The 20710-nt window shown below is 72.4% G+C and carries 19 protein-coding genes and 5 tRNA genes; 7 read left to right on the top strand and 17 right to left on the bottom strand.

The window, feature by feature from the left end; genetic code table 11:
- Positions 1-5: 5 nt before the first annotated feature.
- Positions 6-1031, bottom strand: coding sequence for an ATP-dependent 6-phosphofructokinase (locus tag ACFVUY_RS37750; protein ID WP_359900549.1), 1026 nt, complete (start codon positions 1029-1031; stop codon positions 6-8).
- A gap of 213 nt (positions 1032-1244) precedes the next feature.
- Entirely contained in the window at positions 1245-2210 is a 966-nt protein-coding gene (locus ACFVUY_RS37755; RefSeq protein WP_359900547.1) for a thiamine-phosphate kinase, read from the bottom strand.
- 209 nt (positions 2211-2419) lie between these two features.
- Between ACFVUY_RS37755 and ACFVUY_RS37760 the strand changes: the two genes are divergently transcribed.
- Both ACFVUY_RS37760 and ACFVUY_RS37765 read left to right on the top strand, forming a co-directional pair.
- The gene (locus tag ACFVUY_RS37760) at positions 2420-2653 is read left to right on the top strand and encodes an Lrp/AsnC ligand binding domain-containing protein (RefSeq protein ID WP_359900545.1); all 234 of its coding nucleotides are present in this window, start codon (positions 2420-2422) and stop codon (positions 2651-2653) included.
- An 82-nt stretch (positions 2654-2735) separates the two neighbouring features.
- Positions 2736-3254, top strand: a complete 519-nt coding sequence (locus ACFVUY_RS37765; RefSeq protein WP_359900543.1) for a DUF3515 family protein — start codon at positions 2736-2738, stop codon at positions 3252-3254.
- An 84-nt stretch (positions 3255-3338) separates the two neighbouring features.
- On the opposite strand, the gene ACFVUY_RS37770 is transcribed toward ACFVUY_RS37765, so the two are convergent.
- The 3 genes from ACFVUY_RS37770 to ACFVUY_RS37780 all read right to left on the bottom strand — a co-directional run bounded on the left by ACFVUY_RS37770 (position 3339) and on the right by ACFVUY_RS37780 (position 6428).
- A complete protein-coding gene (locus ACFVUY_RS37770) occupies positions 3339-4484 on the bottom strand; it encodes a D-alanine--D-alanine ligase family protein (RefSeq protein ID WP_387693650.1) in 1146 nt (381 codons plus the stop codon).
- Between the two features lie 115 nt (positions 4485-4599).
- Positions 4600-5583, bottom strand: coding sequence for an NAD(P)H-dependent glycerol-3-phosphate dehydrogenase (locus tag ACFVUY_RS37775; protein ID WP_359900678.1), 984 nt, complete (start codon positions 5581-5583; stop codon positions 4600-4602).
- A gap of 14 nt (positions 5584-5597) precedes the next feature.
- On the bottom strand, positions 5598-6428 hold the full coding sequence (locus ACFVUY_RS37780; protein WP_380543456.1) for a lysophospholipid acyltransferase family protein: 831 nt from the start codon (positions 6426-6428) through the stop codon (positions 5598-5600).
- Positions 6429-6656: 228 nt separating this feature from the next.
- Between ACFVUY_RS37780 and cofC the strand changes: the two genes are divergently transcribed.
- Positions 6657-7340 (top strand): 2-phospho-L-lactate guanylyltransferase, encoded by a 684-nt coding sequence (gene cofC / locus ACFVUY_RS37785; protein WP_387736634.1) that lies wholly within the window; start codon positions 6657-6659, stop codon positions 7338-7340.
- A 108-nt stretch (positions 7341-7448) separates the two neighbouring features.
- On the top strand, positions 7449-7670 hold the full coding sequence (locus ACFVUY_RS37790) for a hypothetical protein (RefSeq protein WP_359900536.1): 222 nt from the start codon (positions 7449-7451) through the stop codon (positions 7668-7670).
- A 209-nt stretch (positions 7671-7879) separates the two neighbouring features.
- Here ACFVUY_RS37790 and ACFVUY_RS37795 read toward each other — a convergent pair whose 3' ends face one another.
- The 12 genes from ACFVUY_RS37795 to ACFVUY_RS37850 form a co-directional block, all read right to left on the bottom strand.
- The gene (locus ACFVUY_RS37795; protein ID WP_387693648.1) at positions 7880-8659 is read right to left on the bottom strand and encodes an HU family DNA-binding protein; all 780 of its coding nucleotides are present in this window, start codon (positions 8657-8659) and stop codon (positions 7880-7882) included.
- A gap of 133 nt (positions 8660-8792) precedes the next feature.
- Positions 8793-9140, bottom strand: coding sequence for a hypothetical protein (locus ACFVUY_RS37800; RefSeq protein WP_380354200.1), 348 nt, complete (start codon positions 9138-9140; stop codon positions 8793-8795).
- Between the two features lie 182 nt (positions 9141-9322).
- The gene (gene leuD, locus ACFVUY_RS37805; protein ID WP_359900532.1) at positions 9323-9919 is read right to left on the bottom strand and encodes a 3-isopropylmalate dehydratase small subunit; all 597 of its coding nucleotides are present in this window, start codon (positions 9917-9919) and stop codon (positions 9323-9325) included.
- A 3-nt stretch (positions 9920-9922) separates the two neighbouring features.
- Positions 9923-11347: a 3-isopropylmalate dehydratase large subunit gene (leuC, locus tag ACFVUY_RS37810; RefSeq protein WP_359900530.1), complete on the bottom strand. Its 1425-nt coding sequence runs from the start codon at positions 11345-11347 to the stop codon at positions 9923-9925.
- 324 nt (positions 11348-11671) lie between these two features.
- A tRNA-Gln gene (locus tag ACFVUY_RS37815) sits at positions 11672-11746 on the bottom strand.
- Between the two features lie 49 nt (positions 11747-11795).
- Positions 11796-11868: transfer RNA gene (locus ACFVUY_RS37820), tRNA-Glu, on the bottom strand.
- A gap of 26 nt (positions 11869-11894) precedes the next feature.
- Positions 11895-11967: transfer RNA gene (locus ACFVUY_RS37825), tRNA-Glu, on the bottom strand.
- Between the two features lie 27 nt (positions 11968-11994).
- Positions 11995-12067 (bottom strand) — tRNA-Glu (locus ACFVUY_RS37830).
- A 37-nt stretch (positions 12068-12104) separates the two neighbouring features.
- Positions 12105-12176, bottom strand: a tRNA-Gln gene (locus ACFVUY_RS37835).
- A 238-nt stretch (positions 12177-12414) separates the two neighbouring features.
- The gene (gene gltX, locus ACFVUY_RS37840) at positions 12415-13914 is read right to left on the bottom strand and encodes a glutamate--tRNA ligase (RefSeq protein ID WP_387736635.1); all 1500 of its coding nucleotides are present in this window, start codon (positions 13912-13914) and stop codon (positions 12415-12417) included.
- The gene (locus ACFVUY_RS37845) at positions 13907-14707 is read right to left on the bottom strand and encodes a fumarylacetoacetate hydrolase family protein (protein WP_359915358.1); all 801 of its coding nucleotides are present in this window, start codon (positions 14705-14707) and stop codon (positions 13907-13909) included. The genes gltX and ACFVUY_RS37845 overlap by 8 nt, the downstream gene beginning before the upstream one ends.
- A 274-nt stretch (positions 14708-14981) precedes the next feature.
- The gene (locus ACFVUY_RS37850) at positions 14982-15200 is read right to left on the bottom strand and encodes a hypothetical protein (RefSeq protein ID WP_387693646.1); all 219 of its coding nucleotides are present in this window, start codon (positions 15198-15200) and stop codon (positions 14982-14984) included.
- A 576-nt stretch (positions 15201-15776) separates the two neighbouring features.
- On the opposite strand from ACFVUY_RS37850, the gene ACFVUY_RS37855 reads away from it, so the two are divergent.
- The 3 genes from ACFVUY_RS37855 to ACFVUY_RS37865 all read left to right on the top strand — a co-directional run bounded on the left by ACFVUY_RS37855 (position 15777) and on the right by ACFVUY_RS37865 (position 20660).
- A complete protein-coding gene (locus ACFVUY_RS37855) occupies positions 15777-19640 on the top strand; it encodes a nitrate- and nitrite sensing domain-containing protein (RefSeq protein ID WP_387736636.1) in 3864 nt (1287 codons plus the stop codon).
- Positions 19641-19650: 10 nt separating this feature from the next.
- A complete protein-coding gene (locus ACFVUY_RS37860; protein ID WP_359915368.1) occupies positions 19651-20064 on the top strand; it encodes a roadblock/LC7 domain-containing protein in 414 nt (137 codons plus the stop codon).
- A gap of 170 nt (positions 20065-20234) precedes the next feature.
- Entirely contained in the window at positions 20235-20660 is a 426-nt protein-coding gene (locus tag ACFVUY_RS37865) for a DUF742 domain-containing protein (protein WP_380456468.1), read from the top strand.
- Positions 20661-20710: the final 50 nt, after the last annotated feature.

The following is a 20710-nucleotide window of genomic DNA, read 5'->3' on the forward strand; positions in this document are numbered from 1 at the left end:
CGCTCTCAGAGCACCGCCTCGGACTCCGCCCAGCGGTCCTTCGGCACCGTCTTCAGCCTGGTCACCGCGTCGCCGATCGGCAGCAGCTCGATGCCGGTCCGGCGCAGCGCGGTGAAGTGTCCGAACGCCCCCTGCTGGACGGCCTCCACCGCGTGCCAGCCGAACCGGGTGGCGAGCACCCGGTCCCGGGCGGTCGGGGTGCCGCCGCGCTGGACGTGGCCGAGGATGACCGGGCGGGCCTCCTTGCCGAGCAGGTTCTCCAGCTCGTGGGCGAGCCGGTTGCCGATCCCGCCGAAGGTCCGGTGGCCGTACTGGTCGACCTCGCCGTGGTCGAAGCGCATGGTGCCGGGCAGCGGGGAGGCGCCCTCGGCGACGGCGATGATGGCGAACTTCTTGCCGCGCGCGAAGCGGTCCTCGATTATCCGGGCCACCGCCTCGATGTCGAAGGGCTTCTCCGGGATCAGGATGCCGTGCGCACCGCCCGCCATGCCCGCGGTGAGGGTGATCCAGCCGGTGTGCCGGCCCATCAACTCGACGACCATGACGCGCTGGTGGGACTCGGCGGTGGTCTTCAGCCGGTCGATCGCCTCGGTCGCGACGTGCACGGCGGTGTCGAAGCCGAAGGTCACGTCGGTGGCGTCGATGTCGTTGTCGATGGTCTTCGGCACCCCGACCACGGGCAGTCCGGCGTCGCTGAACAGCTTGGCGGCGGTCAGCGTGCCCTCCCCGCCGATCGCGATCAGCGCGTCGATGCCGATCTCCCGGGCCAGCGTCTTGGCGTTCTCGACCGCCCAGGCGATCCGGTCCCGCCGCACCCGGGCCGAGCCCAGGATGGTGCCGCCGAGGGTGAGCAGGCCGGTGACGTCGTCGTGCGAGACCGTCCTGGTGCGGCCCTCGATCAGTCCGAGGAAGCCGTCCAGGATGCCGACGATCTCGTGCCCGTGGACGTCGGTGCCCCGGTGCACCACCGAGCGGATCACCGCGTTGAGGCCGGGGCAGTCGCCGCCGCTGGTCAGTACACCGATGCGCATGTCTGGTGTGCTCCCGCTCGCAGTGGGTCGGGCCACCCGCGCCGGGCGGGTGGGCTGGGGTGTCGCAAGCCTACGCACAACGCACCCTCGACACCCGTTCCCAGCGCACCGGAGCGTCACGCGCCGCCCGCCGTACGGGGATCGGCGCGGACCGCCCGCCGGGGCCCCGCCTCCCGGGTCCCCGGCGGGGCCGACGCGATCCGGGGGCGGGCCCTACTCGGCGAAGTGGTCCCAGCCGCCCACCCGGTCCCAGGGGGCGCCGTCCACCGTGACCCGGCCGCTGCGGCTGCCCGTCGGGCGGCCGGTCACCTCGCCCACCACCCGCCAGCGGGCCGGGAGTTGGACCCCGCGCGGGAAGGTGGCCACGATCGCGTGGTCCTCGCCGCCGGAGAGCACCCAGACCAACGGGTCCACGCCGACCGCCTGGCCGATGTCGGCCATCTGCGCCGGGACGTCGAAGTCGGCGGCCTTCAGGTCGATGTCCACTTCGCTGGCCCGGGCCACGTGGCCGAGGTCGGCGACCAGCCCGTCGCTCACGTCGATCATCGAGGTCGCGCCCAGCTCGGCCGCCGCCGGGCCCGCGTGGTACGGCGGTTCGGGCCGGCGGTGCGCCTCGACGAAGGCCCGCGGGGAGCGGAAGCCGCGCTGGAGCACGGTCAGGCCGGCGGCCGACCAGCCGAGCCAGCCGGTCACCGCGACCACGTCGCCGACCTGCGCACCGGAGCGGGTCACCGCCGCACGCCCTTGGAGGTCCCCGAGCGCCGTGATGGCCAGCATGACGGTGTCGCCGCGCACCACGTCACCGCCGACCACCGTCGCCCCGGCCACCTGGCACTCGTCGCGCAGCCCGTCCATCAACTCGGTGGCCCAGGTGGTCGGCAGGTCCGCTGGAGTGACCAGGCCGAGCAGTATGGCGGTCGGCACCGCCCCCATCGCGGCCACGTCGGCGAGGTTCTGGGCGGCGGCCTTGCGGCCCACGTCGTAGGCGGTGGACCAGTCCCGGCGGAAGTGCCGGTTCTCGATCAGGACGTCCGTGGTCGCCACCACCCGGCCGTCCGGAGCCCGTACCACCGCGGCGTCGTCACCCGGGCCGAGGTCGACCGCGTCGGTGAGCGGTACCCGGGCGGTCAGCTCCCTGATGAGGCCGAACTCGCCGAGCTCGCCCACGGTCCCCTGCATCTGCCGTCCTCTCGCGTTTCCATCCGTCTTCGGCCCCCGTCGCGCTCCCCCGCGCGCAGCGTACGCCCTTCCGGGGCCTCGGGGTCTCCCCTCCCCGGCCCGCTGCGAGGTAGCGTGGTGATCAGACTGCCGGTGAGCCCACCCACCCATGCGCCTGACCGGGCGATCACGGCGGCGATCCCCCCTCAACCGGCCGCCGGGAGGTCCCCGTGGTACAGGCATACATCCTGATCCAGACCGAGGTTGGCAAGGCCACCGCCGTGGCCCGGACCATCGCCGAGGTCCCCGGCGTACTCACCGCCGAGGACGTCACCGGCCCCTACGACGTGATCGTCAAGGCCGAGGCCGAGACGGTGGACGAACTGGGCCGGCTGGTGGTGGCCCGGGTCCAGAAGGTCGAGGGCATCACCCGCACCCTCACCTGCCCGGTGGTGCACCTGTAGGCCCGTGCACCGGTGCGCCCGGGCCCCGGTGGCCCGGCGCACCGGCACGTCCGGCCACCCGGGCCCCGGTTACCATCGGCGGGTGGCCAGAGAACTCCGCGTCCCCGAGGCGCTGACCGCCCTGCCGGCCCCGGTCCGCTGGCTGGCCCTGCCCGTCGCCCTGACCTGCACCGTCGTGGCGCTGGTCGGCAGCTGGGGGCCGGCCGACCCGAAGGTCGAGGTCCCGCAACCGGGCGGCCGGGCGGCCGGGTACTGCCGGTCGCTGGCCGCCGCGCTGCCGGCCGACCTGCTCGGGCACGCCCGCAACGACCCGTCGCCCGCCTCCCCGTACGTGGCCGCCTGGGGCGATTCCCCCCGGACGGTGCTGCGCTGCGGCATCGACCGGCCGGAGGAGCTGGACGGCGACCACGCCGCGGACTGGTCCCCGAGCGTCGACGGCGTCACCTGGTGGTCGCAGAAGCTCGCCGACGGCGGCTACCGCTTCGTGACGACCATGCGCGCCGCCTACGTCGAGGTGACCGTCCCGGCCGGGGCCGCGCAGAACCCCTTCGACCCGGCGGCCGCCCTGACCGGCGCGGTCAAGGCCAACGTCCCGGGCTGAGCCCGGCGGCGGGAGCCGCGCCCCGGGGGGACGCACCGAGGGCGGGCCGGGAGCTCCCCGGCCCGCCCTCCGCGGCAGGACCCGCTAGCGCAGCCCGGTCGAGCGGCGCAGCGCTGTCCCGAGCAGCCGGTCGATCAGCTCCGGGTACGCGACCCCGCTGGCCTCCCACATCTTCGGGTAGGCCGAGATCGGGGTGAAGCCGGGCATGGTGTTGATCTCGTTGATCATCCAGGTGCCGTCCTCCAGCAGGAAGAAGTCCACCCGGGCCAGGCCCTCGCAGCCGAGCGCCTCGAAGGCCTCGACCGCCTGGCGCCGGATCTCGGCGAGCTCCTCGGCGGTCAGGTCCGCCGGGATCTTCACGTCCGAGGAGTCGATGTACTTGGCCTCGAAGTCGTAGAAGTCGAAGCCCTCGCCGACCAGGATCTCGCCGGCCACGCTGGCCCGCGGGCCGTCCTCGAACTCCAGCACGCCGCACTCGATCTCGCGGCCGGTCACGCCGGCCTCGATGATGAGCTTGGGGTCGTGCCGGCGGGCCTCCTCGATCGCGGCGTCGAGGTCGGCCAGGTCCTTCACCTTGGTGATGCCGATGCTGGAGCCGGCCCGGCAGGGCTTCACGAACAGCGGCAGACCCAGCTCGGCGGCCCGCTCGCGCACCGCCGCGCGGCCCGCCTCGGACTCCCAGTCGCGCGGCCGCACGATGGTGTAGCGGCCGACGTTCAGACCGTGCGAGGCCAGGATCCGCTTGGCGAACTCCTTGTCCATGCCGGCCGCGCTCGCCAGCACGCCGTTGCCGACGTACGGGACGCCGGAGAGCTCCAGCAGGCCCTGGAGCGTGCCGTCCTCGCCCCACGGACCGTGCAGCAGCGGGAACACCACGTCGACCTCGCCGAGGGCCTTGGGGGCGCTGCCCGGCTCGGTCAGGACCACCTCGCGGCTGCCCGGGGCGACCGGCAGCGCGACCTGGCCGTCGACGCCCTCGGCGACGTGCGCCACGTCCGGCAGCCGCCCGTCGGTGATGGCCATCCGGGCCGGCTCGTCGCTGGTCAGCGCCCAGCGGCCCTCGTGCGTGATGCCGATCGGCAGCACGTCGTACTTGTCGCGGTCGATCGCCCTGAGCACACTGCCCGCGGTGGAGACCGAGATCGCGTGCTCGGAGCTGCGCCCGCCGAAGACCAGCGCGACGCGCGGCTTCCGGTCGGGCCGGTTCGGGGAGGACTGTTCGATGCTCATATCGGGTTTGAGACTACCGTGCGAGCCCCTGCCGGAAGGCAGGCGCCACCGCGGAGTCGGCGGTCCCGCGGGGACCGGGCGGGCGCCGCGGCCCCGGGGCCGCGGCCCGCCGGACTCAGCGCCGCTCGGCCTTCGCCGAACGCGACATCAGGGTCTGCAGCGCCTCCTGGGTCGGCCGCCCGTTGTGCACCACGTCCACCACGGCCTCGACGATCGGCATGTCGACCCCGTTGCGCCGGGCCAGATCCAGGACCGACTCGCAGGACTTGACGCCCTCGGCGGTCTGCCGGGTGGCCGCGATGGTCTCCGCGAGCGACATGCCCCGGCCCAGGTTCATGCCGAAGGTGTTGTTGCGCGACAGCGGCGAGGAGCAGGTGGCCACCAGGTCGCCCATCCCGGCGAGTCCGGCGAAGGTGTGCGGGTCCGCGCCCAGCACCTCGCCGAGCCGGGTGGTCTCGGCCAGCCCGCGGGTGATCAGGGTCGCCTTGGTGTTGTCCCCGAGCCCCATGCCGGCCGCCATGCCGACCGCCAGGCCGATCACGTTCTTGACCGCGCCGCCGAGTTCGCAGCCCACCACGTCGGTGTTGGTGTACGGCCGGAAGTACGGCGTGTGGCAGGCCGCCTGGAGCCGCTTGGCGACCGCCTCGTCGGAGCAGGCGACCACGCTGGCCGCGGGCTGCCGGTTGGCGATCTCCTTGGCCAGGTTGGGCCCGCTGACCACCGCGACGCGCTCCGGGCCGACCCCGGTGACCTCGTCGATCACCTCGCTCATCCGCTTGGCGGTGCCGAGTTCGATGCCCTTCATCAGGCTCACCAGCACGGTCTGCGGCTCGATCAGCGGCGTCCAGGCGGCCAGGTTGTCGCGCAGCGTCTGCGAGGGCACCACGAGCACCGCGAAGTCGGCGCCGGCCAGCGCCTCGGCAGCGTCGGTGGTCGCCCGCACGGTGTCGGGCAGCCGGACGCCCGGGAGGTAGTCCGGGTTCTCGTGGGTGGAGTTGACGGCGTCCACCAGCTCCTGGCGGCGGGCCCACAGCACGACCTCGCAGCCCGCGTCGGCGAGCACCAGCGCGAACGCGGTGCCCCAGGAGCCGGTCCCCATCACGGCGCAACGGATCACTTGCCGGCCTCCTCGGTGCCCTTGCCCCGCTCGCCCTTGGCGCGCCGGCGCTCGGCCAGCGCCGCCGCGGCCCGATCCCGGGCGGCCCTGCGCATGTCGTAGCGCTCGGCGGGCGGTTCCTCGCCGCGGACCTCCGCCAGCACGGCGGTGATCGCGGTCATGATGTCCTCGGTCGCGTCGGCGAGCACCTGGGCGGTGAGCTCCTGCCCCCGGTACTTGCTCAGGTCCACCGCGGGCCCGGCCGCGACGGTGACCCGGTGCCGCGGGAACAGGTTGAACCTGCCCTTCCCGAGACCGGGCCGGCCGTACGGCGGGATGATCTCGTGGGCGCCCCAGTGCGCGACCGGGATGACCGGCGCACCGGTCATCAGCGCGACCCGGGCGACACCGCTCTTGCCGGTCATCGGCCACAGGTCCGGGTCCCGGGTGAGCGTGCCCTCCGGGTAGAACTGCACGCACTGGCCGCTGTTGACCGCGTCGATCGCGGCCCGGAACGCCTGCGCGGCGTCGGTGGACTCGCGGAACACCGGAATCTGACCGGTCTTGCGCAGCATGAATCCGATGAAGGGGATCGAGAACAGCGAGGACTTGCCGAGAATGCGCGGCGGACGTCCGCTGTTGTACTGCCAGTGCGCGTAGATCACCGGATCGATGATCGAATTGTGGTTCACCGCGGCGATGAAGCCGCCGTTCTTCGGAATGTGCTCCCAGCCCCGCCAGTCGGGCTTCACCAGGGCGGTCGTCACCGGCTTCACCAGCACGGCCGCGAAGCGGTACCAGATGCCGTAGTCGGCGTTGCCGAACTTGGCGTACGAGCGGCGGGCCACCCCAGCTCCTTCTCATCCGATGCGGCACGGATTACCGCGGTCATGGTGTCCCGGTGCCGCGCACCGATTCCACCGGTGCCCGGGCCACGGGCGCGGAACAGTGTCGCCCGCCCGATCACCGGCTGTCGAGCAACCGCGCCAACCCGCCCGGCGGGCGTGATCAAACGCACGTCCGCACAGCTCGGACGGCCTGGCGAGGGCTCCGGGACCGGCGCCAGAATGACGCCGATGACCCAGGACACCGTACGCCCCAGCGGGGCCGTCGCGCCCCCCGCACCCACCGCCGGCTGGTCGCTGGTGCTTCCGCTCAAGCCGCTCACCATGGCGAAGAGCAGACTGGCCCCGTACGCCGGACCGCACCGGGCCGACCTGGCCCTGTCCTTCGCCCTGGACACCGTCACCGCCGCCCTGGCCACCCCCGGGGTCGGCCGGGTCCTGGTGGTCACCCGCGACGCCGCGGCCGGCGCCCGGCTGACCGCGCTCGGCGCCCTGGTGGTCGCCGACGAGCCCGACGGAGGCCTCAACCGGGCGCTGGCGCACGGCGCCGAGAGCGCCCGGGCGCTGGCCCCGCGGGCCCCGCTGGCGGTGCTCTCGGCGGACCTCCCGGCGCTGCGTCCGGCCGAACTGGCCCGGGTGCTGGGCGCGGTGCCGGCCAACGGCCGGGCCTTCCTGCCGGACACCCCCGGCCTCGGCACCACGCTGCTCGCCTGCGCCCCCGGCCGTCCGCTCTCCCCCGCCTTCGGGGACGGCTCACGGGCCCGGCACGCGGCCGGCGGGGCGCTCGAACTGCGCCTCGCGGACGTGGAGTCGGTGCGCCGGGACGTGGACACCGGGACGGACCTCGGCGAGGCCGCGGCGCTCGGCCTCGGCCCGCACACCAGCGCGTTGTTCGCCCGGCTGAGCCTTTCCTGAGCCCTCCCGGCCGCCGCCCGGGCACCGCCCGGAGCCGCCCCGGCGCGTCCCGGCCCGGGCGTCGACCTGCTCCCGGGCCGGGGCCGGCCCGCTCGCTATGCTGCTCGCATGCAGGCCACCTCGTTCACCTTCGACCCCGCCACCCGGGCCGGCTCCGTGCTGCTCGACGACGGGACCCCGGTGCCGTTCGACGCGGCCGCCTTCGACGCCGGCGGCCTGCGGCTGCTGCGCCCCGGCCAGCGGGTGCGGATCCGCACCGAGGGCACCGGCGAGGCCCGCCGGGTGGTCTTCGTGACGCTCCAGACCTTCCCGGACCCCGCCGAGGGCTGACGGCCCCGTCCGGCGCCGCCGGGCCCGGCCGGACCGGCCCGCGGACCGTCCCGCCGCACCGCCCGGAACTCCCCGTGCCGCCGCACGCCGTCGATTCCTGACTAAGCGCCCGGAAATCGAAAGAGCCGCGGCGACCCGTCTCCGTGAATTCACGGAAGGGGGTGCCGCGGCTCTGAGCCGAAGGCCGTCCTGGGACGGTCGCGCGGGACTTACTTGGCAGAGGTCTTGCGCGCGGTGGTCTTGCGGGTGGCGGTCTTCTTCGCCGGCGCCGTCTTCTTGGCCGTGGCGGTCGCCTTCTTGGCGGTGGCCGTGGTCTTCTTGGCGGCGGCCGTGGTGGTCGCCTTCTTCGCCGCGGCCGTCTTCTTGGTCGCGGCGGCCTTGGTCGCGGTCGCCGTGGTCTTCTTGGCGGCGGTGGTCTTCGCGGCCGTGGTCTTGGCGGCGGTGGCCTTGACGGCCGTGGTCTTCGCGGCGGTCTTCTTGGCGGTCGCCGTGGTCTTCTTGGCGGCGGCCGTGGTGGTCGCCTTCTTGGCGGCGGCCGTGGTGGCCGTCTTCTTGGCGGCGGCCTTCTTGGCGGCCGGGGCGGCGGCGGCAGCAGCGGCGGCACGCTTGGTGGCGGCACGCTTGGCGGCCGGGGTGGCGGCCACGCCGCTCTTGCCCGGGGTGAGGGAGCCCTTGGGGGCCTTCTTCACCGAGGGGCCTTCCTTCGGCAGCTTCTTGCTGCCGCTGACCAGGTCCTTGAAGCCCTGACCCGGACGGAAGCGCGGGACCGAGGTCTTCTTGACCTTGACCCGCTCGCCGGTCTGCGGGTTGCGGGCGAAGCGCGCGGAGCGCTCCACCTTCTCGAAGGTGCCGAACCCGGTGACCGAGACCCGGTCACCGGCCACAACGGCACGGACCATGGTGTCGAGCACTGCGTCGACGGCCTCTGCGGCAGCCTTGCGACCGCCCAGCTGCTCGGCCACCGCTTCGACAAGCTGAGCCTTGTTCACGTCTTCCCCTTCGGAAACGGGCGCCGGATGATTCCATCCGTTCTTTTCGCACGTTAGGTATGTATCTGCGGACTTTCAATTACCAAACGCGCGAATCACCCTAGTGTCGCAATGGATTTGCGCGTCGGCGACCTCAGTCGAGCGGCGGGGGCCGCTCGTCGAGGTCATGTACAAAGCGACTCAACCGCCTTGCCGCCTCCGGAAGATCGCGCTTGGCGGCCTCGGTGACGATGAGGAGTTGACGGGTGAGAGCGGTCTTTGCATCGGCAGACACGTTCAGCGCATGCACGCGGGCGTGAGCTTGCTTCAACCGCTCGGCCACAAGCGCGTAGAGCGCTGCGACTTCCTGGTCGTCCGGCCCCTCAGCTGGTGCGGAGGTGACGTCCGGCCGATCGTCAATTCGGCGTTCGGATGGCCGGCCCATGGAGTCCTCAGCCGCGGGTTCGCCGCCCGCGTACGGAGGTTCATGGTGCCGGTGCATGTACTGATTGTGCCATCTACCCGCAGTTGTACTTGCGCGGGCCCCTCTTCCGCAAAGCCAAATGGGCAATCCGGGGCGGGCCGCGGCGCTAACTCGTGCTCCGGAACGACGGATGGCCCGGCCCCCCCGAGGGGGGCACGGGCCATCCGGTGGATCGTCAGAATGCTTGTTCTGAGGGGAACTCAGGCGACCGGCAGAGTACGGGGCTTGAAGGCCGGACGGGTCTCCTCGAAGGCCGCGATGTCGGCCTCGTTCCGCAGGGTGATGCTGATGTCGTCCAGGCCGTTGAGCAGCCGCCACCGGACGTTGTCGTCCAGTTCGAAGGCCGCGACGACGCCCTCGGCACGCACTTCGCGCGCCTCCAGGTCAACGGTGATCTCGGCCGAAGGGTCACTCTCCGTGAGCGCCCAGAGCCGTTCCACGGTCTCCTGCGGCAGGACGACCGTCAGCAGGCCGTTCTTCAGGGAGTTGCCCCGGAAGATGTCGGCGAAGCGCGACGAGACGACCGCGTGGAAGCCGTAGTTCTGGAGCGCCCAGACGGCGTGCTCCCGGGAGGAGCCGGTGCCGAACTCGGGGCCGGCCACCAGGACCGTGGCGCCCTGCCGCTCGGGCCGGTTGAGGATGAACGACTCGTCCTTGCGCCAGGCCTCGAACAGGCCGCCCTCGAAACCGGATCGGGTGACCTTCTTGAGCCAGTGGGCCGGGATGATCTGGTCGGTGTCCACGTTGCTGCGGCGCAGCGGCACGGCCCGGCCGGTGTGGGTGGTGAACTTCTCCATGGCTCAGGCCTCCACGGCAGCGACGTCGGCGGACAGGTCGGAGGGGGCGGCGAGACGGCCCAGGACGGCGGTCGCGGCGGCGACCTGCGGGGAGACCAGGTGGGTACGGCCGCCCTTGCCCTGCCGGCCCTCGAAGTTGCGGTTCGAGGTGGAGGCGCAGCGCTCCCCCGGGGCGAGCTGGTCGGGGTTCATGCCCAGGCACATCGAGCAGCCCGCGTGGCGCCACTCGGCACCGGCAGCGGTGAACACCTTGTCCAGGCCCTCCTCGACGGCCTGGAGGGCGACCCGGACGGAGCCGGGAACCACCAGCATCCGGACGCCGTCGGCGACCCGGCGGCCCTCCACGACGGCCGCGGCGGCCCGCAGGTCCTCGATCCGGCCGTTGGTGCAGGAGCCGACGAAGACGGCGTCGACCTTCACCTCGCGCAGCGGGGTGCCGGCCTCCAGGCCCATGTACGCCAGGGCGTTCTCGGCGGCCAGGCGCTCCTGCGGGTCGGCGAAGGACGCCGGGTCCGGCACCTCGGCGCCCAGCGGGGCGCCCTGGCCCGGGTTGGTCCCCCAGGTGACGAACGGGGTCAGCTCGCTCGCGTCGATGAAGATCTCGTGGTCGAAGACCGCGTCCTCGTCGGTGCCCAGGGTCCTCCAGTACGCGACGGCGGCGTCCCAGTCCTCGCCCTGCGGGGCGTGCGGGCGGCCCTGGAGGTAGGCGAAGGTGGTCTCGTCCGGGGCGATCATGCCCGCCCGGGCGCCGGCCTCGATCGACATGTTGCAGACGGTCATCCGGGCCTCCATGGACAGGCTCCGGATCGCCGAACCGCGGTACTCCAGGACGTAGCCCTGGCCGCCGCCGGTGCCGATCTTCGTGATGACGGCCAGGATCAGGTCCTTGGCGGTGACGCCCTCGGGCAGTTCGCCCTCGACGGTGATCGCCATCGTCCGGAACGGCGCCAGCGGCAGGGTCTGGGTGGCCAGCACATGCTCGACCTGGCTGGTGCCGATGCCGAACGCCAGTGCGCCGAAAGCGCCGTGGGTCGAGGTGTGGGAGTCACCGCAGACCACGGTCATGCCGGGCTGGGTCAGGCCGAGCTGCGGGCCGACGACGTGCACGACGCCCTGCTCGACGTCGCCGAGCGAGTGGATCCGGACGCCGAACTCGGCGGCGTTCCGGCGCAGGGTCTCCAGCTGCACCCTGGAGACCGGGTCGGCGATCGGCTTGTCGATGTCCAGGGTGGGGGTGTTGTGGTCCTCGGTGGCGATCGTCAGATCGGTGCGGCGGACCGTGCGGCCGGCCAGTCGCAGCCCGTCGAAGGCCTGCGGGCTGGTGACCTCGTGGAGCAGGTGCAGGTCGATGAAGAGGAGGTCGGGTTCGCCCTCCGCGCGCCGCACGACGTGGTCGTCCCAGACCTTCTCTGCGAGTGTCCGTCCCATCGGATTCCCTCCAGCCGGCCGCGTTGCCGGCCTTCTCGGTGTCGTCGAGGTCAAAGCGTGTGCGCCGCCCTGAGACTCCCGGGCCGCTCCCGTCCAGAGTGGCGCTTTTCGCCGGAGATTGAACTTGTGTCTCGCGGAGTGAGACCGCAGTCTTAGCGCATGGACAGCGCTCCGCCCCCGTCCGCCGCCGGGCGACAGGGCCCGCGGAAAGCCGGAAGGGCCCCGCGGAAAGCCGGAAGGGCCCCGCTCGGAACGGAGCGGGGCCCTTCGGGGCATTTCCGGGGAAAGCAAAAAGACCCCGGGGACCGGGGTCTTTCCAATTTCTGGCTGGGGTACCAGGACTCGAACCTAGACTAAATGAACCAGAATCACTCGTGCTGCCAATTACACCATACCCCAACACAAAGCAAGGGCCGATGGGCTGGCCCACCGGCTTCCTGCTCTGAAGTACCCCCGACCGGATTCGAACCGGCGCTACTGCCGTGAGAGGGCAGCGTGCTAGGCCGCTACACAACGGGGGCTTCCTGGCGATCCCTTGCGGGATCAGTACCCCCGACCGGATTCGAACCGGCGCTACTGCCGTGAGAGGGCAGCGTGCTAGGCCGCTACACAACGGGGGCTTTCCAGGTGATCCCTTGCGGGATCAGTACCCCCGACCGGATTCGAACCGGCGCTACTGCCGTGAGAGGGCAGCGTGCTAGGCCGCTACACAACGGGGGCTTGATCTTCTTTTGTGGTGCTGTACTCACGTACTGCGCTGGGGTACCAGGACTCGAACCTAGACTAAATGAACCAGAATCACTCGTGCTGCCAATTACACCATACCCCACCAGAGTTGAACCCTCGCGGGCCCTTCTCAGGCGTTGCGCCTCTCGGTCGGTCCCTTCCGAGGGGCTTTCGTTCCCTCGTCCGTTCCCTCCCGGGCGGCGCAGAAAGAACATTACCCGACGTCGGCCCCGGGTCCAAAATCGATAACCCCAGGCAGCGGCCGGGAGGCCTGCGGACGGCCTCCGGGTACGCCGCGGGCCCGGCACGAAGCCGGGCCCGCGGCCTGCTCGGAACCCCGCTCAGGCGGCCGGCAGGGCGTCCAGGGCGGCCCGCAGCCGACGCAGCGTCTCCGGGCGTCCCAGCAGCTCCATGGACTCGAACAGCGGCGGGGAGACCCGGCGGCCGGTGACGGCCACCCGCAGCGGCGTGAAGGCGAACTTGGGCTTGATGCCCAGCCCCTCCACCAGCGCCTCGCGCAGCGCGGCCTGGATCGGCTCCGGGGTGAAGTCCGCGAGCTCCTCCAGCGCCTTGATGCTGGCCTCCAGCACCGGGCGGGAGTCCGCGGTGAGCACCTTGGCGGCGTCGTCCGGGTCGAGGGCGAACTTCTCCGGCGCCACGAACAGGAAGCCGGCCATGTTCACGATCTCGCTCAGCACGACCATCCGCTCCTGGGTGAGCGGCGCCACCTTGGCGAGCAGGTCCAGCTGCTCGGCGGTGGGCTCGGCCGGCAGCAGCTCGGCGCCCTGGAGGAAGGGAACCAGGCGGCTGACGAAGTCCTCCGGGGCCAGCCGGCGGACGTGCTCGGCGTTGATCGCCTCGCACTTCTTCAGGTCGAAGCGGGCCGGGTTGGCGTTCACCTTGGTGACGTCGAAGGCGGCGACCATCTCGTCCATGTCGAACAGGTCGCGGTCCTCGGCCAGCGACCAGCCCAGCAGGGACAGGTAGTTGAGCAGGCCCTCGCGGATGAAGCCGCGCTCGCGGTACATGTTGAGCGAGGACTGCGGGTCGCGCTTGGAGAGCTTCTTGTTGCCCTCGCCCATCACGTACGGCAGGTGGCCGAAGCGCGGGGTGGTGCCGTTGCCGACGCCGATCTCGGCGAGCGCGGCGTACAGCGCGATCTGCCGCGGGGTGGAGGACAGCAGGTCCTCGCCGCGCAGCACGTGGGTGATGCCCATCAGGGCGTCGTCCACCGGGTTGACCAGGGTGTACAGCGGGGCGCCGTTGGCCCGGACGATGCCGTAGTCCGGCACGTTCTCCGGCTCGAAGGTGAGCGTGCCGCGGACCAGGTCGTCGAAGCTGAGGGTCTTGTCCGGCATCCGGAAGCGCAGGATCGGCTCGCGCTTCTCCAGCTTGTAGACCGCCACCTGCTCGTCCGTCAGGTCGCGGCAGTGCCCGTCGTAGCCGGAGGGCTTGCCGGCCGCGCGGGCGGCCTCGCGGCGGGCGTCCAGCTCCTCGGTGGAGCAGTAGCAGTAGTAGGCGTGGCCGGCCTCGTGCAGGCGGCGGGCGACATCGGCGTAGATGTCCATCCGCTGCGACTGGCGGTACGGCGCGTCCGGGCCGCCGACCTCCGGGCCCTCGTCCCAGTCGAGGCCGAGCCAGCGCATCGCGTCGAGCAGCTGGTTGTACGACTCCTCGGAGTCGCGGGCGGAGTCGGTGTCCTCGATCCGGAAGACCAGCGTGCCGCCGTTGTGGCGGGCGTAGGCCCAGTTGAAGAGGGCCGTGCGGACCATCCCCACGTGGGGGTTGCCGGTCGGGGAGGGACAGAAGCGAACCCGGACGGCCGGGTCAGTGTTAGCCACGCTTGATCACCTTGTTGGTGAGAGTGCCGATGCCTTCGATGGAGACGGCGACCTCGTCGCCGACGTTGAGCGGGCCCACCCCTGCGGGCGTGCCGGTGAGGATGACGTCGCCGGGCAGCAGCGTCATGGCCTCGGAGATGTGGACGATCAGCTCGGCGACCGAGCGGACCATCAGGGAGGTGCGGCCGGTCTGGCGGAGCTCGCCGTTGACCGTGCAGGTGATCGCGAGGTCGCTCGGGTCGAGGTCGGTCTCGATCCACGGGCCCAGCGGGCAGGCCGTGTCGAAGCCCTTGGCCCGGGCCCACTGGCCCTCGCGCTGCTGGACGTCCCGGGCGGTGACGTCGTTGGCGCAGGTGTAGCCGAGGATCACCTCGGGCACCCGGTCCAACGGCACCTCACGGCACATCCGGCCGATCACCACGGCCAGTTCGGCCTCGTGGTGGACGTCCGAGGAGAACGGCGGGTACGCGATGCTCTCGGTCGGACCGATCACCGAGGTGGACGGCTTGAAGAAGGTGAGCGGGGCGTCCGGGACCTCGTTGCCCAGCTCCGCCGCGTGCGCCGCGTAGTTGCGGCCGACCGCCACGATCTTGTTCGGGAGCATCGGGCTGAGCAGCCGGACGTCCTGGAAGCGGTAGCTCTCACCGGTGGGCTGGGGCTGGCCGAACGGGTGGCCGGCCAGCGCGTGGACGACCAGCGAGTCGGGCCGGGAAGGGTCGCCCTCCACCACGCCGAAGGAGACGCTGCCGGCGGCAGGGCTCCCTTCCCGGACGGAAAACCTGGCAATGCGCACGGCTGGGATACCCCTCGCTTCGTCGGCCGCCCGGGGCGCGCCCGGGCGCTGGTGGGCGCCCCGCCCGCAGTGGGCGCGGCCCCGTCAATCGGCCTCCAGGCTATCGCGTGGGGGCCCGGCCGACCGCTTTGCCCCTGTTCAGGAGGGTCGGGGCCGAATGCCCCGCGAGGCCCGCGGGCGGGCCGCCGCCGCGGGCCGCAGCGGCGCCGCACAACGGCGAGGGCGCCGCCGCCACCGGGGTGACGACGGCGCCCTCGACGCGGCGCTGCGGCGGTCAGTCCTGCGGGACGACGACCGGGGCGACCATCAGCCGGGTGCGGCGCGGGTTGGCGGTGGCGGCCGGCAGTTCGGAGCCGTAGGTCACGACGTCCTCGGGCTTGCGGGCGCCCGGGATCTTGCTGAAGTCCTCGACCGAGGCCAGCGTCGTCCGGCGGGGGTTCGCCGTGGGGCGGCAGGACAGCGTGGACTTGGTGGCGTTCTTCGCCTGGGACATCGAGAGCACCTCGTGGTCATGGCCGGGTCGATCGCGGCGATCGGCACCGGCCTGATGGATTCCGATTGATTCGGAGGGGTTCTGGGCAGGCTGATCGGGGCCGTGCTCCGGAGACAGCCAGGTTACGAGATCTCATTCCACAGAGGCCGTGACCAAAGCTACACATTAGACTGTGATTTTGCTCACAAAATGCCGAGCAAAGTGCAGATATCCGACATATCGCCGCACCGGGATTTTCCGGCATTTCGCCGATAAGGGGCATTCCGGAAGGTCTGTGACTCTTCCCGACCCCGGGTCCGCTTGGCATGTATCCGGCGAGTGTCCGAAAAAGGCGGTATTCCGGTCCTGTTACCGCACAGTCCGTAAGAAGACGCAAGCGGTCGGTAGCGCCGGACGCCCGGTACGTGCGGCCCTTGTTGGGATTCCCCGGCTGTGCTGGAATGCGACGGACCGTGGGTAGGGAGTGGTCCACCCCGGTGCCCGCTCTCCCGGACCGGCCGGGGTGCGGATGGAAACTCGACACCGTCCAGGCCGTGGCGACGCGGCGGGACGCCCGGTCCAGAGGTTGCGACGCCAGTGCAGGGACGTTTCAAAAGGGGTAGCGGCGCCGCGGGTAACCCGGAGTCGCGTGAGCCTGTGGCAGCCCCTCAACAGGCGGCGGCCCCCGGCGGCCCGGCAGAGCCGGTGACACCCGAGGCCATCGGCCACCCGGAGGAGGAGGGCCAGGAGCGGAAGTCCGCCCGGGACAAACTCCGCACCTCCCTGACCCGGCGCCGCGCCACCGGTCTGAACCGGCTCGCGATGCGCAACTGGCGCATCCGCACCCGTCTGATCGCGCTGCTCGCCCTCCCCGTGCTGGTCTCGCTGGTCCTCGGTGGCCTGCGCATCCAGAGCTCGATGGAGAACTCGCAGCAACTCGCCCAGATGGCCAACCTCTCCGACCTGGCCAAGAAGGCGACCAACCTCGCGGACGCACTCCAGACCGAGCGCGACATCAGCGCCGGCCCGATCACCCACGACCCGGCCGCGCCGCTGGACGACGACATCGTCGCGGCCCGCAAGTCCACCGACGACCTGAGCCGCACCTTCACCGCCTCCTCCGACAAGTTCGAGAACCTCGAACTGTCCGGTGGAAAGGCGCTGTTGCTCCAGATCCGCAAGGACCTGAACTCGATCGCGGACACCCGCAGCCTGCCGTACCAGAACAACCAGAACATCCAGTCGACGATCACCGCCTACGACGTGATCATCCGCGACCTGCTGTCCATCACCCAGGACATCGCGCTCGCGTCGAACAACAAGGACCTGGTCGTCTCCACCCGCGCGCTCCAGCAGTTCTCGCTGGCGAAGAACGCAACCTCGCAGCAGCGGGCCCTGATCAGCGCCGCGCTCGCCAACCCGAAGACCCCCGACCTCAGCCCCAGTGACGAGTCCTTCGGTATCCGCCTGCGCAGCTCGTACGACAACGCGATCGCGAGCTTCAACAACATCTACACCGCGCACGACCTGGACAACCTGCGCAGCCAGCTGAGCTACAACTCGGTGGTCGCCGACGCCGACCGCTACGCCTCCACGATCCTCACCCAGAGCGGCATCCGCCAGACCGAGGCGGTCAGCTACAAGGACTGGTTCGAGAAGGCCAGCTCCAAGATCACCGCCGAGCGCCGGATCGAGTCCAAGCTCATCGAGAACCTGGACGGCAAGGCCCAGGACCTCCAGTCCCAGGCCGACGCCGACGCCCTGATCATCGGTGTCGCGGTCGCCCTGGTGCTGCTCGTCGCCCTCGGTGGCGCCGGTCTGATCGCCCGCTCGATGGTGCGCTCGCTGACCCGCCTCCAGGCGGCGGCCGAGGACGTCGCCGAGCGCCGTCTGCCCGAGCTGGTCAAGACCCTCTCCGAGGCCGACCCGCACGACGTCGACACCACGGTCGAGCCGGTCGCCGTCGACTCCACCGACGAGATCGGCCACGTGGCCCACGCGTTCGACATGGTGCACAGCGAGGCCGTCCGCCTCGCCGCCGAGCAGGCCCTCCTGCGAGGCAACATCAACGCGATGTTCACCAACCTCTCGCGTCGCAGCCAGGGCCTCATCCAGCGCCAGCTGTCGCTCATCTCCGAGCTGGAGAGCCGCGAGGCCGACCCGGACCAGCTGGCCAACCTCTTCAAGCTGGACCACCTCGCGACCCGCATGCGCCGCAACGGCGAGAACCTCCTCGTCCTCGCCGGCGAGGACCCGGGCCGCCGCTGGACCCGTCCCGTCCCGCTGGTCGACGTGCTCCGCGCCGCCGCCTCCGAGGTGGAGCAGTACGAGCGCATCGAACTCGCCGCCGTGCCGTCGGCCGAGGTCGCCGGCCGCGTCGTCAACGACCTCGTCCACCTGCTCGCCGAGCTGCTGGAGAACGCCACCTCGTTCTCCAGCCCGCAGACCCGCGTCCGGGTCACCGGCCACGCGCTGCCGGACGGCCGCGTGCTGGTCGAGATCCACGACACCGGCATCGGCCTGAGCCCCGACGACCTCGCCGAGATCAACGAGCGCCTCGCCAACCCGCCGACGGTGGACGTCTCGGTCTCCCGCCGCATGGGCCTCTTCGTGGTCGGCCGCCTGTCCCTGCGACACGGCATCCGCATCCAGCTGCGCCCCAGCGACTCCGGCGGCACCACCGCGCTGGTCATGCTCCCCGTGGACGTCACCAATTCGGGTGACCGCCGCGGCGCCGGCCGGGCCGGTTCCGGCCAGGGCAAGCAGCAGCGCGGGGTCACCCCGACGCCGCGCCAGCAGCGCCAGGTGCCGCCCGCCCGCCAGGGCGGTCCCGCCGCGCTCGGCCAGGGCCCGGCCGCGGGTGCCCCGCAGGGCGGTCGCCCGCAGCTCGGCCAGGGCGGTCCTGCCGCTCCGGCCGCTCCCGCTCCGCAGGGCGGCCCGCAGGCCGGCCCGGGTGCGCCCGCCGGCGGTCTGCCGACCCGCCAGGTCGGCAAGTCGCTGCGGGAGAACCCGGCCCCGCAGGGCGGCGCTCAGCAGGGCCAGGGTCAGGGCCAGGGCCGACGGCCCGCCCAGCCGCAGCAGCCGCAGCAGCCGCAGGCGCCGCAGCAGCAGACTCCGCAGCAGGCCCAGCAGGGCGGTCTGCCGCAGCGCGCCCCGGGCCGCCAGGGCCCGCCGCAGAGCGGCCCGAACGGCCTGCCGCGCCGCGGCGGCCGTCCGCAGCAGCCCGGCCAGCCCCAGCCCGGTCAGCAGCAGGCCGGTCAGCCCCAGCCCGGTCAGCAGCAGGCCGGTCAGCAGCAGCCCGGCCGGCCCGGCCAGGAACGGCAGCGTCCCGGCGGCGAGTTCGACGGCGGTCCGGGTGCCCGGACCGGCGAGCAGCCCCAGCACGGCCGCCCCGGCGGTCCCGGCACGCCGCAGCAGGGTGCCCGTCCGGGCAACCGTCCGCAGGACGGCCTGCCGCAGCGCCGTCCGGCCCCGCAGGGCCCCGGTGCCCCCGGCCGGCCCGCCGGCCAGGGCCCGCGCGGTCCGCAGCGCCCCGGCCCGGACGCGCCGCAGCGCGACCGTCAGCCGCAGCTGCCGCCGCAGGCCCAGCAGCAGCCCCAGCAGCTGCCGTCGGCCGAGCCGGCGCCGGTGGAGAGCACCCAGCAGTTCGCCCGCCCGCGCTTCGAGGCCAGCCAGATCGACCCGCGCGACCCGCTGGGCCTCGGCCTGGTCGAGCCGGTGCTGCCGAACGTGCCGAACCCGCCGCGTCCGGAGCCGGTGCGCCAGGAGCAGGCGCCGCAGCAGCCGCAGCCGCTGCCGTACCAGGAGCCGATGGCACTGCCGACCGGTCCGTCCGAGGCCGGTCAGCGGCCCGGCGGCGAGCAGCCGTGGGCCCCGCAGGCCGACGGGCAGCAGGCGCGGCAGCGGTCGTACCAGCCGCGCCGCCCCGGTACCTCCTCGCCGGAGTTCCAGCCGCAGGCCCAGGAGCAGCAGGCCCCGCAGCAGGCACCCCGGCAGCAGGCGCCCCAGCCGGCTCCGCAGCAGCAGGCCCCGCAGCAGCCGCAGGCCCCGCAGCAGCAGAACCAGCAGCAGCCTCCGCAGCCGCAGGGCCAGCAGCCCGGCACCGGCGACGCGCCGTGGCGTCCGTCCGCGAACGACGAGCGCTGGCGCCGCGCCGAGCAGGTCCGCGAGCCCTCGACCAGCGGTGTCACCATGTCGGGCCTGCCCCGGCGGACCCCGCAGGCCAACCTGGTCTCCGGCACCGCCGAGGCCTCGCCGCTGACCGGTCCGCAGGTCTCCCGGGCCCCCGAGGAGGTCCGCGGCCGGCTGACCAACCTGCGCCGCGGCATCCAGCAGGGCCGCCGCGTCGGGGCCGAGCAGGCCGCCAACCAGTCGGGCTTCCAGCATGGTGCCCAGCAGCCCGGATTCGATAGTTTCGGTGGCCGGAGCGACGGCAACGGCGCAGATCACCAGGAGCGTTGAGTTGAACCAGATGAGCCAGGCCGCACAGAACCTGAACTGGCTGATCACCAATTTCGTGGACAACACCCCCGGGGTGTCCCACACCGTGGTGGTCTCCGCGGACGGCCTCCTGCTGTGCATGTCCGAGGGCTTCCCCAGGGACCGGGCCGACCAGTTGGCGGCGGTCGCCTCCGGTCTCACCTCGCTGACCAACGGTGCGAGCCGGATCTTCGAGGGCGGCGAGGTCAACCAGACCGTGGTCGAGATGGAGCGGGGGTTCCTGTTCCTGATGGCCGTCAGCGACGGCTCGGCGCTGGCCGTCCTGGCCGCCCCGGACTCCGACATCGGCCTCGTCGGCTACGAGATGGCCCTGCTCGTCGACCGGGCCGGCGCCGTCCTCACCCCCGCACTCCGCGCGGAACTCCAGGGCAGTCTCCTGCACTGACCCGGGGCTCCCGCGCGGATCCGACCACCCCGTCCCACCTGCCCTCGCCGGGTCCGACCCGACCGGACCCGGCGAACCACCCTCAGCTACCCTCAGGCAGCTGATCTCGCCTCAGCTGGCACCGCCCCAGCTGGAACCGGCTGCTCAAGGCTGCAGCACTAGGAGGACCCATGACCCCGCCTTCGACACCCGCCGGCTCGTACGGCAACGGGTACGGCAGCGGCTACGGCGGGCAGCAGTCCGACGGCTACGAGCAGCAGCCGCTGGTCCGCCCGTACGCGATGACCGGCGGCCGGACCCGCCCGCGGTACCAGCTCGCCATCGAGGCCCTGATCTCCACCACCGGCTCGGCCGACCGGGCCAGCGGACTGCTGCCCGAGCACGCCCGGATCGTCAGCCTCTGCCGCGAGGTCAAGTCCATCGCGGAGATCTCCGCACTGGCCGGCGTGCCGCTCGGTGTCGCCCGCATCCTCGTGGCCGACCTTGCCGAGGCCGGTCTCGTCGCCATCCACCAGCCCGCCGCCGCGGGCGAGTCGGGCGGAACGCCCGATGTCACGCTGCTCGAAAGGGTCCTCAGTGGACTTCGCAAGCTCTAACGCGGCCGCCCCCACCCGCGCCACCACCTCCGCGAAGATCGTCGTCGCGG

Origin of the sequence: Kitasatospora sp. NPDC058063 (assembly GCF_042885395.1) — a bacterium.
Lineage (GTDB): Bacteria > Actinomycetota > Actinomycetes > Streptomycetales > Streptomycetaceae > Kitasatospora > Kitasatospora lactacystinica.